We start from the raw sequence: 18599 nt of genomic DNA, 5'->3' as shown, positions 1-18599 counted from the left end.
ACGCCGTGCAGCTCACACCGCGGTGCTTCCGGTGCGAGTCTGCCAAATCCGGTCCTGGCCCGGTCCGCCAGGACCGGGCGAGCTAGTGGCTGATCAGCAGCAACGCGGCCGGCGACACCGTGCAGAACAGGCCGACGAGCACCGCGAGCAGGATCGTCTGCAGGTCGTTGTTGCGCAGGAACTTCCACGCGACCAGCACCAGCAGACCGGTGAACAGCAGCGCAGCACCCAGCGCGGCCAGCGCGTGGAAGCCCCACAGCCAGCGGAAGCCGAACCAGACCGCACCACCGGCGACGAGCCCGGCGACGCCCTGCAGCGCCAGCGTGCCCCACTCCTTGGCGGGCGACGGGGGTTCGGCGTCCTCCTCGTCCTCGTCGCGGTAGTCGTCCGCGTCCATCCCGGCGGGCAGCTCGGGGTCGTAGTCGTCCTCGTCGTACTCCGCCTCCGGCTCCTCGAAGGAGTCGAAGTCGTACGGGTCCTCGTCCTCGCGCTTCGGCTCTTCCTCGACCGGCTCCGGCTTCGGCTTGGCGACCGGGGCCGGCGGAACGGCCAGCACCTCGGTGCCCTCGGCGTCCGGCCGCGGCGCAACGGCGGGCGCTGCGACGCGCGGCAGCTGCTCGGTGACGCCTTCGGGCGGCGGTGTGGGCTTCTTGGTCACCGTGGGCGGCACCGGCGGCGCGTCAGCGCGCAACGCGGGCTGCTGGATGGTCGCCTCGGCATCGCCAGCTGCCGGTGCCGGAGCGGGCTTCTCGACCGGGGCGGGCGCGGGCTTCTTGCCGCCGGCGCTGGCGAACCGCTGAGCCCAGTAGCTCGCGCCACCGGCCTGGTTGCCGTCGGCTTCCCCGGGAGCGGCCTGCTCGGGTTCCGGAGCAGGCGGCGCGGGCGGAGCCGGCGGCTGTTGAGCCGCGGGCGGCTGGGCAGCCGGCGGCGGACCGGCCGGTGGCTGGGCAGCCGGCGGTTGAGCAGCGGGGGGCTGAGCGGCCGGAGGTTGGGCCGCGGGAGGCGGGGTGGCCGGTCGACGGCCGGTGACCCGGTGGCTGCGGTGCTGCGGCGGCTCGGCGTCGGGCTGGATGGCCCGCATCTGGCCGCTGTCCGACAGCACCCGCTCGATGATCGCCTGCGGCGCGGTCTCGCTCGGGTCCTCGGCTCGCCTGCGCCGACGGCGGTTGCTGCTGCCGCTGCCCTTCTGGCCACCGCTGTTGCCGTACTCGGCCAGCAGCTCCGCCACTGTCCGCTGGGTGGGCTGATCGGCCCCGCTGTCCCGATTCATCGCTCCCACCGTGCCCCGTGCTCCGTCCGGCGTCCAGTTCCGTCCTCGGTCCCGGCGAGCCGCAACGCCGCTCGGGCCTGGATGGCAGTGTGACTGTCTCCGTTGGTGTGGTCCAGTCGCCGCAGGATCACCCCTTCACGCAACGCCCAGGGGCAGATGTCGAGTTCCTTCACCCCCAGGGCCTTCATGGTGGCCTCCGCCACCAGCGCACCGCCGACGAGCTGGTGGGCCCGTGCGGCGCTGACCCCGTCGAGGGCGGCCAGGTCCTGCGACGACATGCGGGTGATGAACGAGATCAGCTGGCGCAGGCCGGTGTCGGTGAGGCTGCGCGGCACCCGCGGACCGGCCGAGGCCGGGGCGGCGCCGGTCAGCCTGGCCAGCGACCGGAAGGTCTTGGAGCTGGCCACCGCCCGGTCCGGTCGGCTGAGCTTGCGGAACTGCTTGGCGGTGGGCGCGAGCTGGCCCTGCAGCCATTCGCGGAGCTTCTTGACCTCGCTCTGCCGCGGCGGGTCGCCCAGCATGGTGCGGGCCATCCGCCCCGCGCCGAGCGGCAGCGACACCGCCAGGTCGGGTTGCTCGTCGATGCCCATCGCCAGCTCCAGCGAGCCGCCGCCGATGTCGAGCATCAGCAGGTTGCCCGCGGACCAGCCGAACCAGCGGCGCGCGGCGAGGAAGGTGAACCGGGCCTCGTCCTCGCCCGGCAGCACCTCCAGCTTGATGCCGGTTTCGGCCGCCACCTGGTCGATCACCTCGGCGGCGTTCTCCGCGTCGCGTATCGCCGAGGTCGCGAAGGCCATCAGCTCCTCGCAACCGGCCGCGATCGCCGACTCCTGGGCGTCGGCGACGGTGCGGACCAGCTCGGCGGCGTCGTCCTCGCTGAGGCGGCCGCCGTGCGCGCCGATCCGCTCGGCCAGCCGCAGCACGGACTTGTCCGATGTCATCGGGGTCGGATGGGCACCACGATGTGCGTCCACCACGAGCAGGTGGACGGTGTTGGATCCGACGTCGAGCACCCCTAGGCGCATGACCGACAAATTACCGGCTGCGCACGCGACCGGGGGCCGGGTGGGCCCGCAAACGGCCCACCCGCGCACCCCGAACAGCCCTCGGACCTGCTCGACCGGCGCATCTCGTGCTCCCGATCACGCGATCGAGGTCACGCCTCGAACTTGTAGCCCAAGCCACGCACCGTGATCAAGTAGCGCGGATCGGCCGGGTTCGGTTCGACCTTCGAGCGCAGCCGCTTGACGTGCACGTCCAGCGTCTTCGTGTCGCCGACGTAGTCCGCGCCCCACACCCGGTCGATCAGCTGGGCGCGGGTGAGCACCCGGCCGACGTTGCGCAGCAGGTACTCCAGGAGGTCGAACTCCTTCAACGGCAGGTTGACGTCCGCGCCGTCGACGGTCACCACGTGCCGCTCCACGTCCATCCGCACCGGCCCGGCGGCCAGCACCTGCGGCTGCAGCTCCTCGGCCTCGCCGCGGCGGCGCAGCACCGCGCGCACCCGGGCGATCAGCTCGCGCGCCGAGTACGGCTTGGTGACGTAGTCATCGGCGCCCAGCTCCAGGCCCACGACCTTGTCGATCTCGCTGTCGCGCGCCGTCACCATGATCACCGGCACCGAGGAGCGCTGGCGCAGCTGCTTGCACACGTCGGTGCCGCTCATGCCGGGCAGCATCAGGTCGAGCAGCACGATGTCCGCGCCGTTGCGGTCGAACTCGTCCAACGCTTCCGCGCCGTTCATCGCGACTGCCGCCGTGAAGCCCTCCTTGCGCAGCAGGAAAGCGAGCGGGTCGGCGAAGGACTCCTCGTCCTCCACGATCAGAACCCTGGTCACCGGACTCCTCCCGTTTCGACGGCTGTGACCCCGTCGGCACTGTCCTTGGTCGACCGGGCGGGCAGCGCTGCCCGTTCCGGCTGCTCGACGGCCTGCTGGCCGTCGGTCGTGCGAGCGCCGTGCCTGGGCACCCGGAGCGTGAAGGTGGAGCCGGTACCGGTGCGGCTCCAGAGCTTGACCTCGCCGCCGTGGTTGGCGGCGACGTGCTTGACGATGGCCAGGCCGAGGCCGGTGCCACCGGTGGCGCGGGAGCGGGCCGGATCGACCCGGAAGAACCGCTCGAAGACGCGCTCGTGGTACTCGGGTTCGATGCCGATGCCGCGGTCGGTGACCGCGATCTCCACGAAGTCCCCGGACAGCCGGCGGCTGATCGACACCGGGCTGTCCGGGGGCGAGTACGACACGGCGTTGTCGATCAGGTTGGTCAGCGCGGTGACCAGCAGCGTCCGGTCCCCGTCCAGCAGGTGGCCGGTGGGCTCGTCGACGGCGATCTCGATCCCGGCGGACTCCGCGCCGAGCCGGCAGCGGCCCAGCGCCTCCTCGATCACGGCGTCCACGTCGACCGTGGTCAGGTCGGGCATCCGCTCGGCGCCCTGCAACCGGGACAGCGCGATCAGCTCGGAGACCAGGGTCCCCAGCCTGGTCGACTCGTGCAGGATCTTGGTGGAGAAGCGCCGCACCTCTTCAGCATCGTCGGCGGCGTCCAGGACCGCCTCCGCGAGCAGCGCGAGCGCCCCGACCGGGGTCTTGAGCTCGTGGCTGACGTTGGCGACGAAGTCGCGGCGGGTGGCCTCCAGGCGGACCGAGTCGGACTCGTCGGCGGTGTCGACGACGACGAAGCCGTCGCCCAGCGGGCGGACCTCGCCGAGCACCGCGGCGGGACCGCGACCGCGCAAGGCGGGGCGGTCGGTCAGCGGGGAGAGGTCGACGGGTACGGCTTCGCCGGTCTCCAGGGCCTGCTCGGCGGCTTTGCGCGCGCGCTCGTCGGCCCGGTGGTCGCGGATGACGCCGAGTTCGTCGGCCCGGGGGTTGTGCAGCACCACGTCGCCGAACTTGTTGAGGATGACGATGCCGCCGGCGCTGGTGTGCACCAGCCGCTGCAGCAGCTCGGCGACGGTGGGGCCCTCGGGTTTTCCGCGGCCGTAGAACCTGAGTCGCGCGATGACGTAGCCGCCGGCAGCGCCCACCAGGAGCACAGCGGCGATCAGGGCGGTGTAGCCCAAAGCGGTCACGCCAGCATCGTAAGCGCGGCGGGGTGGGGAAAGGCCAGTCTACGAGGGCGTTCCGTGATTCCCGCGACACGAATCGGGGGCTTCTTCACCTCCCCTTCACCCCGCGCTGGCAGCCAGTTCACCTACCACCGGCCCGCCGGTAGCGCTCCGTTCGCCACCACGGCGACTTCTCGCCACCAGTCACCCATGCGAGTGATGAACGCTGGGCACCTTCGCCCTCCCGGCACCACCTCGGCCCCACCGCAGTTTCCATTGAAACTGTGATCCGCCGTGCCTGGGATTTGCAGTTTCAATTGAAACTGCGGTCCTCGGAACGCGAAGAGGGGCACCCGGGCCGAGCCCGGATGCCCCCTTCGGGTGTGACTGATCGGGTTAGCGGCCCTGGTTGGCGACTGCGGCGGCGGCCTTGGTGGCGGCTTCCGGGTCGAGGTAGGTGCCACCCGGGTTGACCGGCTTGAAGTTCTCGTCCAGGTCGTAGCGTAGCGGGATGCCGGTGGGGATGTTCAGGCCGGCGATGTCCTCGTCGGAGATCCCGTCGAGGTGCTTGACCATCGCGCGCAGCGAGTTGCCGTGCGCGGCGACCAGCACGGTGCGACCGGCCGCCAGGTCCGGCACGATCGCCGACTCCCAGTACGGCAGCAGCCGCGCCACGACGTCCTTCAGGCACTCGGTGCGCGGCAGTTCGGCGCCGAGGTCCGCGTAGCGCGGGTCGGTGTCCTGGCTGAACTCGCTGCCGAGCTCGATCTCCGGCGGCGGGGTGTCGTAGGAGCGGCGCCAGAGCATGAACTGCTCCTCGCCGTAGGCGTCCAGGGTCTGCTTCTTGTTCTTGCCCTGCAGCGCGCCGTAGTGGCGCTCGTTGAGGCGCCAGTCGCGGCGGACCGGGATCCAGTGCCGGTCGGCCGCGTCCAGGGCGATGTTCGCCGTGGAGATCGCCCGCCGCAGCAGCGAGGTGTGCAGCACGTCCGGCAGCACACCGGCGTCGCGCAGCAGCTCACCGCCGCGCCCGGCTTCCGCCACGCCCTTCTCCGACAGCGGGACGTCCACCCAGCCGGTGAACAGGTTCTCGGCGTTCCACGTGCTCTCACCGTGCCGCAGCAGCACCAGGGTCGAAGTCATATCCCCAGGCTATAGAGCCGATCCGGGGACCTCGTCCCGGAGGTCGGGCGCGCGGAGCTGAACCGATCAGTCCAGCGCCGCGTCGAGGGTGATCTCGGTCCCGGTGAGCGCGGCGGAGACCGGGCAGATCTCCTTCGCCTTCAGCGCCGTCTCGTTGAAGGCCGCCGGGTCGATGCCCGGCACCTTGGCCCGCACGGTGAGCGCGATGAGGGTGATGGCGAAGCCGTCGCCGCGCGGCCCGAAGGAGACCTCGGCGCTGGTGTCGATCGATTCCGGCGGCGTGCCCGCCGCGGACAGCAGCCCGGACAGCTGCATCGAGAAGCACGCGGAGTGGGCCGCGGCGATCAGCTCCTCGGGGCTCGTGCGACCGTCGGGGGACTCGGAGCGCGACGCCCAGGTGAGCGGGAACTGGCCGGCGTTGGACGAGTCGAGGGTGACGGATCCGGCACCGGACTTGAGGTCACCGGTCCACTGCGTGGTGGCATTGCGCTGGATCATCTCGCCGCTCCTAGTGGGGGGTTCGCGAAGGCGGCCGGGCACCGCTCGGTCAACCCTCCCGCAACGCGCCGTGACCCGCACATTTGGTTGTGCCGTTCACTCGACAGTTATGTGATCCACTCGCCAACGTGACACGAAAGTGGCGCCAGTCACCACCGTTGGGAAAACGACGACGTTTCGACTCCTGTGCGTTACTTTTTGCACTAAACATCACACTAATGGAGTAATGTGGCGGCCTTGTGGCAGCTGCATGACTCTGCGAAGTTGACAACGCTCTCCTTGATCGGATCCCACGCACTCCCCGATCACGCGAGAGCAGCACACGCGGTCCATCTCCCCCATCGGACCGCGCCCGCCGGGCCCAGGGTGCCCCCCGCCCACCGGCCCGTCAGGCGGGACCCCCGCGCGGGGCGGCTCGACTCGTGACTCCCCCTCTCTACCGAGCCGCCCCCGCGGTCCGCCGGGACCTACAGCGATGAAGCCTTCAGCGCCTTCTTGCGGCGGTGCAGGACGTAGAGGGCCGCGGCTGGGACGGCGAGGACCGCGGCGAAGGGGAGGACCGCTCCCGCTGCGGTCAGGAACGCCGCTCCGGCTTCGGTCAGAGCTCGCCAGCCCGCCGCCAGGCCTGCCAGGAAGCCCGTTTCCTCGGTCGTCGCCGTTGAGGTGGTCGCCAGGCCGACCCGGAGGGTGGCCAGCTGGACCTGGTTCGCCGTGGACGCCTCTTGGCGCTGCAGGGCTTCCAGGTCGGTTTCGCGGGTCGTCAGCTCCGATTCGATCGAGACGACGTCCTCGACCGTCGTCGCCCGGGCCATCAGGTCGCGCAGCCGCTGGACGCTGGCCTGCTGGGATTCGATCCGGCTCCGAGTGTCGACCAGCTGGTCGGTGACGTCCTGGGCCCGCAGGCTGCGGGCGGTCACGCGCCCCAGGCCGGACAGGTCGTCCAGGGCCCGGTCCAGCTCCGCGGCCGGGATCCGGACGGTCAGCGTCGTGCTGGAGCGGTAGCCGTCCTCCTGCTCCAGGTAGCCGTGGACCGCCTCGGCCCGGCGGCGGACCTCCGCGCTCGCGGCCGCGACGTCGTCCACCTCGAGGTCCAGGTCCGCTGTTCGGACCACCTCGCGCTGCTGACCGGCGGCGGGGTCAGCGCTGCGTCCCGGGGTCTGCGCGAACTGCGAACTCCGCTGGGATTCCGGGGCCACCGAAGCGACACCGCTGTCGACCGCCGAGGTCGACGTCGACGAACATCCCGCGAGCAACCCGGCCGCCAGCACGACCGGGATCCAACGTAATCGCACCATCCACTCCTCCGCGTCGTTTCGGACACAGCGAGGACGGAGCGGTGCGATCTTCCGGTTGCACCCGGGGTCACGGCTGGTCGTGCAGGGGCTCCAGCGGGCCGTCGCGCTCCACGAGCTGGCGGAACGGCTGCAGGTTCGCCAGGGACTCGCCGCGCGACTCGCGCCAGCCCCACTCGCGGCGGATCGCGGTGGCGAACCCGATCTCCAGCAGCGCGTTGAAGTCCCCGTCGGCGGCTTCCAGCACCTGGCCGAGCACCCGGTCCAGCTCTTCGCCGGTCACCGCGTGCAGGCCGATCCGGCCGATCAGGTAGATGTCGCCGCTGGAGTCGAGGGTGTAGTGCACGCCGTACAGCTTCGCGTTGCGGCGCAACAGGAATCGGTAGACCTCTTCGTGCGCCTCGTCCGGCTGCCGGCACACGAAGGCCTCGACGACCAGGGCGTGCTCGGCCACGATCAGCCAGCAGTTGGTCTGCAGCTTCTTCGTGCCGGGCAGCGTGACGAAGAACCGGCCCGGGCCCTCCTCCCGGAACTCCAGCCCGTTCTCGTCCAATGTGGACTTGATGACCTCGTCCAGGCTCACGCCGTCACCTCCTGGATGCGCAGTTGCGCGTGGAAGGCCATTTTCGCCTGCGCGTAGGCATCCAGTAGCGCTTCGGTGGTGTGCCGCCACGAGAACTGCGCCGCATGACCCGTCGCGCCCGCGGCCAAACGCGCCCGCAGCTGCGGATCGAGCACGACCGACCCCAGCGCATCGGCCCACTGCCCGGTGCGGTGCCCGTCCACGAGCAGCCCGGACACGCCGTCGTCCACCGCCACCGGCAGCCCGCCGACCGCGGCGGCCACCACCGGTGTCCCGCAGGCCTGCGCCTCGAGCGCGACCAGCCCGAACGACTCGTTGTAGCTCGGCACCGCGACGACGTCCGCAGCCCGGTAGACGTCGGCCAGCGACGCCCCGGCGCGCGGCGGCAAGAACCGGACGACGTCGGTGATCTCCAGCTGCGCGGCGAGCTCCTGCAGCGCGCGCGGCCGTTCCAGACCGCTGCCGGACGGCCCGCCGACCACCAGGACGACCAGGCGTTCGCGCAGCTCGGGGCGTCGCGCCAGGAGCTCCGCGGTGGCGCGGAGCAGCACGTCCGGGGCCTTCAACGGCTGGATGCGGCCGACGAAGGCCAGCGCGATGGCGTCCGCGGGCACGTCCAGCTCGGCGCGCGCGGCAGCGCGGTCGCCCGGGGTGAAGACGTCCAGGTCGACGCCGGGCGGGATGGTCGCGACCGAGGACGGGTCGGCGCCGTAGCGCTCGACCAGGTCGGCGGCCTCGAACTCGGTGTTCGCCACCAGCACGTCCGCCGCCTCGACGACCTGCTCCTCGCCGACCACGCGCACCCGCGGCTCCGGGGTGTCGCCGGCGGCCAGGTTGGCGTTCTTGACCTTGGCCAGGGTGTGCGCGGTGTGCACCAGCGGCACGCCCCAGCGCTCCCGCGCCAGCCAGCCGACCTGCCCGGACAGCCAGTAGTGCGAGTGCGCGATGTCGTAGTAGCCGGGCTCGTGGTGGGCCTCCACCCGCAGCGCTCCGGCGGCGAAGGCGCACAGCTGCGACGGCAGCTCGTTCTTGTCCAGGCCTTCGAAGGGGCCCGCGACGACGTTGCGGACCAGGACGCCCGGGGCGAGCTCGGCGATCGGCGGGACGTCCGAGGACGTCGCGCGGGTGAAGATCTCGACCTCGGTGCCGAACTCGGCGAGCTGCCGCGCGGTCTGCGCGATGTAGACGTTCATGCCCCCGGCGTCACCGGTGCCGGGCTGCTCCAGCGGTGAGGTGTGCAACGAGAAGACTGCCGCGCGGCGCGGGCGCATGCGTAACGTTCTGGAGGTCATCTGCTGTCCATCGCGAGCGGGTCACCCCGAGGGTTTCGAGGCGCACGTAGAACCCGACATCCCGGTCGGCGGAAACATTCCCGCCGCGATCCCGCAACACCAGGCCAACCGTGGACGCTACCGCCCCCGAGCCGCGAAACCCCCAGCTCGACCGGCAACTGGTGGCACTGCTCACACGCCCCCGAACAGCGGAACGGCGGTGGTCGGGGAGACCACCGCCGTTCGCGTGAAATTTCGTCAGACCGCCGACTTGGCCGTCCACTGGTCCCAGCTCAAGAGCCAGTCGTAGACGTCGAACTGCGGGGGCATGCTGCTGGCCGATCCGGTGATCTCGACCGGGTCGCCGATCAGGGCCGTGTCGTAGTACGACTTGGCGTCCGCCGCGCTGAGGTTGATGCAGCCGTGCGAGTTGTTGACCTTGCCCAGGGCCGCGGCGTTCTCCTGGTTCTCGTGGATGAACTCGCCGTGGTTGGAGAAGCGGGCCGCCCACGTCTTGCGCACGTCGTGGTAGCCGTACCGGGGGTTGTCCATGATCTCCACCGGGTTCTTCTCCATGATGATGTACGTCCCGTTGGGCGTGTTGCGGCCCGGGTCGTACTCCTCGCCGTAGCTGGCGGCGTAGCTGGCCACCTGCTTGCCGTCGCGCTCCACGACCAGCTGGTGGGTGCCCACCGCACCCTTGACGATCTGCGCGCGACCGATGTTGAACTCGCTGGTCAGGTCGGCCATCCCGTAGTCGCCGTCGCCGTAGGACACGCCGTAGAGCTTCGCGCTGACGCTGACGTGGGTGTGCGCGGGCCAGTAGTCCTTCGGCCGCCAGTCGACCTGCTGGTCGGACAGCCACGCCCAGGCGCCCTCGACCGGGACCGAGGTCTGCACGTTCAGCGCCTTCTGGACGGCGGCCTTGTCCTGGACCGGCTTGTCGAACTTGACGCTGATCGGCATCGCGATGCCGACCTCGGCGTCGTCGGTCGGGTTGACCGTGGCGCGGACGGTCGCCTTCGGCTGGAGGGTGGTGAACTTGCCTTCCACCGGGACCTGCTTGCCGTCCTGTCCGGTCGCCTGGCCGGACCAGGTGTAGGTCTTGCCGTAGCCGAGGGCGACGCTGGCCTGCCAGCTCTTGCCGTCCGGCGCCAGCTGCCCCTCGACCGCCTTGCCGTCGTCGTTGGTCAGCTGGACGGAGTCGAACTTGCCCTTCTCGACGGTGGCCTTGACCGGCGCGGTCGGATTCACGTCACCGGCATCGGCACCGGGCTCGAAGGACACCTCGGCGACCGGTTCGGCGGGTTTCTGCGCTTCGGGCGCGGACGAACCGCAGCCGGAGATCAGCAGCACCGCCGCGATCGTCCCGGCGAGCGCAGTCCACAGGAGACGCAGCTTGGAACCACTCACTTCGATCCCTTCTGAGAAATTGCGACCGCGCTGTCCCTTTTGCTGAAATTCAGCCGAACAGCCGCCGAAAAATGACCCACATTCATAAGACGTCCGGGAGCCCGAAAAGATGTCTTCCCCTACCAGTGTGTCGTGTCACATCGATCGGGTGACAATCAGCCCCTCCCGGTGACGTGATCGGATGGTGCGGGCAATCCGACACCGGCAGGAGGACGTGGACGTGAGTACGAGTTCTGCAGGTCGCTGGGCAGTGGTCACCGGAGCGAGCTCCGGCATCGGCGCCGCCACCGCGCGGCAGCTCTCCGCTGCCGGCTTCAACGTGGTGCTGGGCGCGCGGCGGCTCGACCGGCTGACCGAGCTGGCCGAGGAGATCGGCGGCACCGCGCTGCCGCTGGACGTCACCGATCAGGAATCGGTGGACGCGTTCGTCGCGCAGGTCCCCGAGTGCCACGTGCTGATCAACAACGCCGGCGGCGCGAAGGGGCTGGCCAAGATCGCCGACGCGGACGAGGACGACTGGCGCTGGATGTGGGAGACCAACGTGCTCGGCACGCTGCGCGTCACCCGGGCCCTGCTGCCCAAGCTGGTCGCCTCCGGCAACGGCCACGTGGTCACCGTGACCTCGGTGGCGGCCTCCGCGGTCTACGACAACGGCGGCGGCTACACCTCGGCCAAGCACGCGCAGGGCGCGCTGCACCGCACGCTGCGCGGTGAGCACCTGGGCGAGCCGGTGCGGTTCACCGAGATCGCGCCGGGCGCGGTGGAGACGGAGTTCTCCGAGGTGCGCTTCGGCGGCGACAAGGACCGCGCGGCGGCCGTGTACCGCGGCATCACCCCGCTGACCGGCGACGACATCGCCGAGGTCATCACCTTCGCGGTGACCCGCCCGCCGCACGTCAACATCGACTTCCTGGAGATCAAGCCCCGCGACCAGCACTCGGCGACCCGAATGCACCGCCACGAGTGAGCTCCCCAAGCCAGGCGATTGTTTTGCCTGGTAGATGCCCGTGAGTCTTTTGCGGCGCCATAACACCACAAAAGACTCACGGGCCATGAGCTGCGGAACTACCACCGGGCTAGGCGTGGATCCGCTGCGGTTCGGTGCACAGCTCCACGTCGAGCTCGGCCAGGACGTCCGCGATCGGGCTGGCGAAGCCGACGGTTCCGTCGCAACTGCCCGCGACGTGCAGGCCGATCACGCGACCGCCCGGTCCGAGCACCGCCGACCCGGCGTCGCCCGCCCCGCAGAAGCGCGACGGCGAACCCACGATCCGGACCTGCTCGCGCAGCACCCGGACCCCGAGGGCGTCCCCGTGGTCGAGCCGGATCGTCGCATCGACCGAGGTCACGACGCCGACGGTGACTCCGGTGCCGAAGCCGTTCTTGCTCACCCGCTCACCCGGGTAGGCCGTCGCGGGCCCGGTGATCGGCCCGATGCCCTCGACCACGCAGGTCGTCGCGGAGCCCGGCGCCAACGCGACCGCCGCCGCGTCCACCCGGCCGGACAGCGCGGCCCGCGCGAGCTCGGCGTGCACCCGCCCGCCCTCCGGATCGGCCATCCGGTCGCCCACCGACCAACCGTCGTCCAGGCAGCCCACGTCGAAGGTGGTCAGACCCATCGCGACCGCCATCGGCGCGACACCGGTCACCAGCGCGCCCAGCGTGCCGATCCGCCGGTGCGGACCGGCCGACGTCACCTCCGGCGGCGCGAGGTGGACCGCCCGGCACGGCGCGATCCCGCTGCCGCCGCTGATCACCCCGGGCCGCTCGGCGCGGCGCGGTCTCGGCGTCAGCGGCTCGTCCTCGGCGCAGTGGATGTGCTGCAGGACCGGCTGCTCCTCGACCACGTCGGTCGGGATGCCGAAGACGTCCAGCGGCACGCAGGCGTCGGGTTTCAGCTGCTCGCGCGGCCTCTTGCGCGCGACCGAGACCACGATGACCTGCTCCCCGGTGCTGCGACCGGCCCGGCGCTTGGCACCGATGTCGACAGCGGTCACCCCGGGCAGGTCGAGTAACTGGTCCTCCACTGCCCGCTTTATCGGGCGTATCACCGCCCGATCTCTCAGCTCCCTGATGCTCAGCATGGTGGCCCCCTCCACCTACACCATTTAACACTCAGGGTTACGCATCAGTCACGAAGAGTCACTCTTACGGCCGTTCGGCTCTTCGGCTGCTACAGCGAACAGTCCACCAAGACGGGCTCCGGTGCCAGCGAAACGCCGAAGGCCAGGCGTACTCCATCCCGAACTTCACGCGCAAGAATGAGCAGGTCGCGGGTGGTCGCGCCGCCGCGGTTGGTCAGCGCGAGCGTGTGCTTGGTGGACAGGCCCACCCGTCCGCCCGGCCCCTGGTGGCCCTTGCCGAACCCGGCGCGCTCGATGAGCCACGCCGCGGACAGCTTGACCCCGCCGTCGGCCGGGTACTGCGGGATCCGCTGGTCGGCGCCGACCCGCTCGGTGATGCGTTCGAGCACCGCGGGCAGCTCGGCTTCGTCGACGATCGGGTTCGTGAAGAACGAGCCTGCGCTCCAGGTGTCGTGGTCGCCCGCGTCGAGCACCATGCCCTTGCCGCGCCGCAGCGACAGCACCGCCTCGCGCGCGCTCGCCACGTCCACCTGCCCGCCGGGCTCGACGTCGAGCGCGCGGGCCAGCTCGCCGTAGCGGATCGGGGCGGACAGGTCGTCGTCGCGCAGCAGGAACCGGGCGCGCAGCACCACCGCCGCGTCGCTGTGCTTGAGCACGCTGTTGCGGTAGGTCAGTCCCAGCTCGGTGGCCGGGACGGTGCGCACGGTGCCGGTCGCGCGGTCGAGCAGGTCGACCGAGACCAGCAGCTCCGAGACCTCCACGCCGTACGCGCCGACGTTCTGCACCGGGGTCGCGCCGGTCAGGCCGGGGATGCCGGACAGGCACTCCAGCCCGCCGAGGCCCTGCCGCGCGGTGTCCGCGACGACCTCGTCCCAGTCCTCACCGGCTTCCGCGGTGAGCTGCACCAATCCGTCGCCGACGCTGTCGTACTGGCGGCCCTTGGTGGCGATGCGCACGACGTGGCCGTCGAATCCCTCGTCGGCCACCACCACGTTCGAGCCGCCGCCCAGGACGAGCAGGCGGTGCCCGCCCGCGTCGGCCGCGCGCACCGCTTCGGTGATCTCGTCGGAGCGGGTCGCGACCACCAGGCCGGTCGCCGGTCCACCCAGCCGCAGGGTGGTGTGTTCGGCCAGGGGGACACCAGCGGTTTCGCCGGGCAGCTCGGCCACGTGCGCTGTGTCACCGCGCACTTCTTCGGCACCGGACGTGGAGGGGTTCACGGTTGCCAAAGGTAACCTCCGCTCCATGGCACGCCGCATCGAGCACCGAAGCACCTCAGAGTGGCCCGCGGTCCGGTTGTACGAGGCGCTGATCGACATCGACTACCTCAACGACCGCCTCGAGGAGCTCGGCGGCGCCAACGCGGAGCTGGTGAAGCACCTGGCGACCGACGGCGGCGCGCAGTTCCAGATCCGCCACTCCGTGTCCGCGGACTCGCTGCCCTCGGTGGCCCGCACCGTGGTCGGCGGCGATCTGACGATCGACCGCAGCGAGTCGTGGCGGCGCGAGGAGGACGGGCACTACACGGGCGAGATCGCGGCCGAGATCGCCGGGGCGCCGTGCACCATCACCGGCTCGATGTGGCTGCGCGACGTGGCGGGCGAGGCTTCGACCAGCGAGTTCGTGGTGTCCGGCAGCGTTCGGGTCAACGTGCCGTTCGTGGGCGGCAAGATCGAGGACCTGGTGGCCGACCAGGTGCAGAAGTTCCTCAGCGCCGAAGAGCGCTTCACCACCGAATGGCTGGCCCGCCGCGGATGACCTCGGTCCCGAAGAAGCGGGCACCGCGGCTCGCGGCCGGTCGCGCCCGCGCGCTGGGCATGCCCACCCGGGGCACGACGAACCCGAACCGGCTGCGCCGCATCGACCGCTGGATCCTCGGCACCCCGTGGGTCGCGGGCGCGGTGCGCGACGCCGCGGAGCCGGTGGTCATCGACCTCGGCTACGGCGCGACGCCGGTGACCACCGTGGAACTGGCCGGTCGGCTGCGGCCGCTGCACCCGGAGCTGCGGGTGGTCGGCCTGGAGATCGACCCGGACCGGGTCGCGGCGGGCAAGGAAGTCGCCGAACCGCCCGCGCTGGAGTTCCGCCGCGGCGGGTTCGAGCTGGCCGGGCTGGCCGCCGGGGTGCGCGGTTTCGCCGGGCCGACGCTGGTGCGGGCGTTCAACGTGCTCCGGCAGTACTCCGAGCCGGAGGCGTGGAAGTACTGGGACGAGCTGTGCGCCCGGCTGGCCCCGGACGGGCTGCTGGTGGAGGGCACCTGCGATGAGATCGGGCGCCGCTGCTGCTGGGTGGCGCTGGACCGCAGCGGCCCGCTGACCTTCACCCTGGCCTGCCTCCCCTCGGACCTGGAGAAGCCCTCCGACCTGGCCGAGCGGCTGCCCAAGACGCTCATCCACCGCAACGTGCCGGGCGAGAAGGTGCACGCGATGCTCGCGGAGCTCGACGCCTGCTGGGCGACGGCTGCACCGATGGCCCCGTTCGGCCCGCGAGCCCGCTGGGCGCACGCGGTGCAGCTCTTCGCCGACCGCGGCTGGCCGGTCCTCGACCGCCGCCGTCGCTGGCGCCTCGGTGAGCTGACCGTCCCGTGGACAGCCGTCGCTCCCGACGCGTGAGCGCGGATGGTCGTTAGAACCACCATCGCCACTCACGAGACGGTGACGTCGGGTCGTGAGCGGCAATGCTTGTAAGAGCCCCCATCGGCGCTCACGAGGCCTACCGTGGGGGCATGGATAGCGAGATGCTGAACCGCGCTTTCCCGGAGCAGGCCGCGGCCTTCCGCAGCGCCGCGTTGCAGGCCGGGCCGAACGCCCAGGTGTCGACCTGTCCGGGCTGGGACGTCCGCCGCTTGGTCCAGCACTTGGGGCAGGCCTACGCCAGGGCCGAGCTCTCCCTGCACCTGGAGCCCGGCGCTCCTCGACCCGAAGTGCCGCGCCCACCTGCCGAGTTCGACGACGTGCTGACCTGGTGGGACGAGCGGCTGGCCGACCTCCGCCACACCCTGTCCACAATGGACCCGTCTCGTCCGGTGCGGGCGTTGCACCCCGGCGGCACGCCGGCCACTTGGACGCGCCGGATGGCGCACGAGTCCGCGATCCACCGCCTGGACGCCGAGCACGCCCTCGCCGGGCTGGGCCCCGATCACGTGCACGACCTGATCTTCGACCCGGAACTGGCCGCCGACGGCATCGACGAGTTCCTGACCGTGATCCTCCCCCTCGGCGACTGGAGCGGGAGCACCGCGCAGGGGCAGGTCCTCGTCCACGCCGCGGACGCGGGCCGGGCCTGGCTCGTCGAATTCCACCCGGGCGAACCACCGCGGGCCGGAGCGGCCACCGGCGCAGCCCTCGAGGTCGACGCGACGATCGCCGGCACGGCCGACGCGGTCTACCGCAAGGTCTGGGGTCGTCCGAGCACCGCCGCGCTCACCGGCAACGCCGCCCTCACCGCCCTCATCAACGGCCGCTGAGCCACCCCGGAAGCGGTCGATTCCGGCGCGGATCCAGCGTTCACCCGGCCGTGGGTCGTGGGCTCGGACACAGCTCGCCCTGTGCCGGAAGGACCTTCACTACCTGCGATAATGACTGATCGTGAGCTCTTCCGAACGGCGTTTCGTCATCAGCTTCGGCTGCCCCGACCGCACCGGCATCGTGTCCGGCATCTCGAGCTTCATCGCCGAGTTCGGCGGTTGGATCGTCGAGGCCGGCTACCACACCGACATCGAGACCGGCTGGTTCTTCACCCGCCAGGAGGTCCTCGCCGACTCGCTGCCGTTCGGCATCGAGGAGCTCCGCGAGCGCTTCGCCGCCGTCGCCGAGGAGCTCGGCAGCGAGAGCAGCTGGCGCGTCTCGGACACCGGTGAGCGGCGCCGGGTGGTCATCCTGGTGTCGAAGGACGGGCACTGCCTGCACGACCTGCTCGGCCGGATCGGCTCCGGCGAGCTGGACGTGGACCTGCGCGCGGTGATCGGCAACCACCCGGACCTCGGCCCGATCACCGAGGCGCACGGCATCCCGTTCCACCACGTGCCCTTCGGCAAGGACCCGGCGGCGAAGGCCGAGGCGTTCGAGCAGGTCCGGTCGCTGGTCGACGTGCACGACCCGAACGCGATCGTGCTGGCCCGCTTCATGCAGGTCCTGCCGCCCGAGCTGTGCGAGGCCTGGGCCGGCCGCGCGCTGAACATCCACCACAGCTTCCTGCCGTCGTTCGCCGGCGCCCGCCCGTACCACCAGGCGTACGACCGGGGCGTGAAGCTGATCGGCGCGACCTGCCACTACGTGACGGCGGAGCTGGACGCGGGCCCGATCATCGAGCAGGACGTGATCCGCGTGGACCACACCGACGACGTCGCGGACATGGTCCGCAAGGGCCGCGACATCGAGAAGCTCGTCCTCGCCCGGGGCCTCCGGGCCCACCTCGAGGACCGGGTCCTCGTCCACAACCGCCGCACCGTCGTCTTCTGATCCGAGGTCTTCCGGGCGAAGGCGCCCTTCGCCCGGAAGACTTGATCAGTAGTCGACGTAGCCCTCGGGACCGTGGGTGTAGAGGGTGGTCTCGTCGATCCCGGCGAGCGGGGCGCCAGTGGCGAACCGGTCCGGGAGGTCCGGGTTCGAGATGAACAGGCGACCGAAGGACACCAGGTCCGCGCCGTCCCGCTCGATCAACGCCGCGCCGGATTCCGCCGTGGTCGGGTGCCCGAAACCGGTGTTGCCGATCAGCGTTCCGGTCCAGCGCGGGCGGAGATCGCGCAGCGCCGGGTAGCGGCTGTTGTCGGTCAGGTGCAGGTAGGCGAGGTCCAGCGGCCGCAGGGCGTCGACGAGCGCCCGGTAGACCGGCGCGGGATCGGCTTCGACGAGCCCGGTCAGCGGATTCCCCGGCGACAGGCGGATTCCCACGCGGCCCGCGCCGATCGCATCCGCCACCGCCTCGGCCACCTCGACGGGGAACCGGATGCGCTCGCTGCCGCCGTACCGGTCACCGCGGACGTTGGTGTTGTCGGCGAGGAACTGGTGCAGCAGGTAGCCGTTCGCGCCGTGCAGCTCGACACCGTCGAACCCGGCGTCGACGGCTCGCCGCGCCGAAGCCACGTGCTCGTCGATCGCCTGCGCGATGTCCGCGGTGGTCATCTCGCGCGGAACCATCGCCGGGATCTTGCCGCTGGCGGTGTGCAGCTCGATGTCCGCGGCCACCGGTGAGGGCGCGATCGGGTGCAGCGCACCGAGGTTGTTCTCCGGAACCGTCAACCGTTCGGCGTGCATGAGCTGCGCGAAGATCCGCCCGCCCGCGTCGTGGACGGCGCCGGTCACCGCGCGCCAACCCGCGACCTGCTCCGGCGAGACCAGCCCCGGTCCGCGCAGCGCGCCCTGGCCTTGCACGCTGGGCCAGATGCCCTCGGTGACGATCAGCCCAGCGCTGGCGCGCTGCGCGTAGTACTCCGCCACGAACGGCTGCGGGACGCCCTGGGCGTCACCGCGGAACCGGGTCATCGGCGCCATCACGATCCGGTTCGGCAGGGACAGCGATTCGTACGGCTTGAGCAACGGGTTCGTCATGCCGATCACGCTAAAATCTGACCTCCATGTCAGATTCCACCGATCGTGACGGAGCACACGAATGCGGATCGGCGAGCTGTCCAGGCGCACCGGGGCCAGCGAGCGAGCGCTGCGCTACTACGAGAAGCAGGGCCTGCTGACCACCGGCAGAACCGCGGGCGGGCACCGGGAGTACGCGGAGTCCGATGTGGACAAAGTGGCGCTGGTGCAGCGGCTGATCGGCGCGGGCGTGCCGAGCGCGAAGATGGCGGAGATCTTCCCGTGCGTGTTCGGCGGCCACTCCAAGCCCACCGTCGAGGTCATCGCCGACCTCCGCCAGGAACGCGAACGCATCAACGGGATGATCGACGACCTCGTCGCCTCCCGCTCGATCCTGGAGGGCATGATCGCCGAAGCCGAGGTCGCGGCCGGGTCGTGAGCGCGGAAACCGGTCGGAGCCGGTCCCCGCGCTCAC

19 protein-coding genes are annotated in these 18599 nt (G+C 71.1%); 6 read left to right on the top strand and 13 right to left on the bottom strand.

The window, feature by feature from the left end; genetic code table 11:
- Positions 1–82: 82 nt before the first annotated feature.
- From ABTZ89_RS05810 to ABTZ89_RS05765, 10 genes are all read right to left on the bottom strand, one after another.
- Positions 83–1270 carry an Rv0497 family membrane protein gene (locus tag ABTZ89_RS05810; protein ID WP_351040695.1) on the bottom strand — a complete coding sequence of 396 codons (1188 nt, stop codon included), beginning with the start codon at positions 1268–1270 and terminating at the stop codon, positions 83–85.
- Positions 1267–2295: a Ppx/GppA family phosphatase gene (locus tag ABTZ89_RS05805; RefSeq protein ID WP_270950766.1), complete on the bottom strand. Its 1029-nt coding sequence runs from the start codon at positions 2293–2295 to the stop codon at positions 1267–1269. Before ABTZ89_RS05805 ends, ABTZ89_RS05810 begins: the two co-directional genes overlap by 4 nt.
- Positions 2296–2426: 131 nt before the next feature.
- The gene (locus ABTZ89_RS05800; RefSeq protein ID WP_270950765.1) at positions 2427–3107 is read right to left on the bottom strand and encodes a response regulator; all 681 of its coding nucleotides are present in this window, start codon (positions 3105–3107) and stop codon (positions 2427–2429) included.
- Entirely contained in the window at positions 3104–4339 is a 1236-nt protein-coding gene (locus tag ABTZ89_RS05795; RefSeq protein WP_502949511.1) for a sensor histidine kinase, read from the bottom strand. Before ABTZ89_RS05795 ends, ABTZ89_RS05800 begins: the two co-directional genes overlap by 4 nt.
- Before the next feature lie 372 nt (positions 4340–4711).
- Positions 4712–5455: a phosphoglyceromutase gene (locus tag ABTZ89_RS05790; RefSeq protein WP_351040690.1), complete on the bottom strand. Its 744-nt coding sequence runs from the start codon at positions 5453–5455 to the stop codon at positions 4712–4714.
- Between the two features lie 66 nt (positions 5456–5521).
- Positions 5522–5953, bottom strand: coding sequence for an OsmC family protein (locus tag ABTZ89_RS05785; protein ID WP_270950763.1), 432 nt, complete (start codon positions 5951–5953; stop codon positions 5522–5524).
- A gap of 467 nt (positions 5954–6420) precedes the next feature.
- Entirely contained in the window at positions 6421–7248 is an 828-nt protein-coding gene (locus ABTZ89_RS05780) for a DUF4349 domain-containing protein (RefSeq protein WP_351040687.1), read from the bottom strand.
- A 67-nt stretch (positions 7249–7315) separates the two neighbouring features.
- Positions 7316–7828: a type III secretion system chaperone family protein gene (locus tag ABTZ89_RS05775; protein WP_270950761.1), complete on the bottom strand. Its 513-nt coding sequence runs from the start codon at positions 7826–7828 to the stop codon at positions 7316–7318.
- Entirely contained in the window at positions 7825–9120 is a 1296-nt protein-coding gene (gene mshA / locus ABTZ89_RS05770) for a D-inositol-3-phosphate glycosyltransferase (protein WP_351040684.1), read from the bottom strand. Before mshA ends, ABTZ89_RS05775 begins: the two co-directional genes overlap by 4 nt.
- A gap of 237 nt (positions 9121–9357) precedes the next feature.
- Entirely contained in the window at positions 9358–10512 is a 1155-nt protein-coding gene (locus tag ABTZ89_RS05765) for a L,D-transpeptidase (protein WP_270950759.1), read from the bottom strand.
- A gap of 220 nt (positions 10513–10732) precedes the next feature.
- Here ABTZ89_RS05765 and ABTZ89_RS05760 point away from each other — a divergent pair, with 220 nt between their 5' ends.
- The gene (locus ABTZ89_RS05760) at positions 10733–11479 is read left to right on the top strand and encodes an SDR family NAD(P)-dependent oxidoreductase (RefSeq protein ID WP_270950758.1); all 747 of its coding nucleotides are present in this window, start codon (positions 10733–10735) and stop codon (positions 11477–11479) included.
- Positions 11480–11588: 109 nt separating this feature from the next.
- On the opposite strand, the gene ABTZ89_RS05755 is transcribed toward ABTZ89_RS05760, so the two are convergent.
- On the bottom strand, positions 11589–12539 hold the full coding sequence (locus ABTZ89_RS05755; protein WP_351040680.1) for a hypothetical protein: 951 nt from the start codon (positions 12537–12539) through the stop codon (positions 11589–11591).
- 146 nt (positions 12540–12685) lie between these two features.
- Positions 12686–13855: a UDP-N-acetylmuramate dehydrogenase gene (locus ABTZ89_RS05750; protein WP_408641886.1), complete on the bottom strand. Its 1170-nt coding sequence runs from the start codon at positions 13853–13855 to the stop codon at positions 12686–12688.
- Here ABTZ89_RS05750 and ABTZ89_RS05745 point away from each other — a divergent pair.
- The 4 genes from ABTZ89_RS05745 (at position 13842) to purU (ending at position 17056) form a co-directional block, all read left to right on the top strand.
- Positions 13842–14354 (top strand): DUF2505 domain-containing protein, encoded by a 513-nt coding sequence (locus ABTZ89_RS05745; RefSeq protein WP_351040677.1) that lies wholly within the window; start codon positions 13842–13844, stop codon positions 14352–14354. The two genes, ABTZ89_RS05750 and ABTZ89_RS05745, sit on opposite strands and share 14 nt — an antisense overlap.
- Complete coding sequence (locus ABTZ89_RS05740) at positions 14351–15208, top strand: class I SAM-dependent methyltransferase (protein ID WP_351040674.1); 858 nt, start codon at positions 14351–14353, stop codon at positions 15206–15208. The genes ABTZ89_RS05745 and ABTZ89_RS05740 overlap by 4 nt, the downstream gene beginning before the upstream one ends.
- A gap of 113 nt (positions 15209–15321) precedes the next feature.
- Positions 15322–16062, top strand: coding sequence for a maleylpyruvate isomerase family mycothiol-dependent enzyme (locus ABTZ89_RS05735; RefSeq protein WP_351040671.1), 741 nt, complete (start codon positions 15322–15324; stop codon positions 16060–16062).
- A 121-nt stretch (positions 16063–16183) separates the two neighbouring features.
- A complete protein-coding gene (gene purU / locus ABTZ89_RS05730) occupies positions 16184–17056 on the top strand; it encodes a formyltetrahydrofolate deformylase (protein WP_351040668.1) in 873 nt (290 codons plus the stop codon).
- A 45-nt stretch (positions 17057–17101) separates the two neighbouring features.
- Here purU and ABTZ89_RS05725 read toward each other — a convergent pair whose 3' ends face one another.
- Entirely contained in the window at positions 17102–18145 is a 1044-nt protein-coding gene (locus ABTZ89_RS05725) for an alkene reductase (RefSeq protein WP_351040666.1), read from the bottom strand.
- A gap of 61 nt (positions 18146–18206) precedes the next feature.
- On the opposite strand from ABTZ89_RS05725, the gene ABTZ89_RS05720 reads away from it, so the two are divergent.
- Complete coding sequence (locus tag ABTZ89_RS05720; protein ID WP_351040663.1) at positions 18207–18563, top strand: MerR family transcriptional regulator; 357 nt, start codon at positions 18207–18209, stop codon at positions 18561–18563.
- Positions 18564–18599: the final 36 nt, after the last annotated feature.

The organism is Saccharopolyspora sp. NPDC002686, from assembly GCF_040295745.1.
GTDB lineage: Bacteria > Actinomycetota > Actinomycetes > Mycobacteriales > Pseudonocardiaceae > Saccharopolyspora > Saccharopolyspora oryzae.
This window is presented reverse-complemented; position numbering and strand designations above follow the sequence as displayed.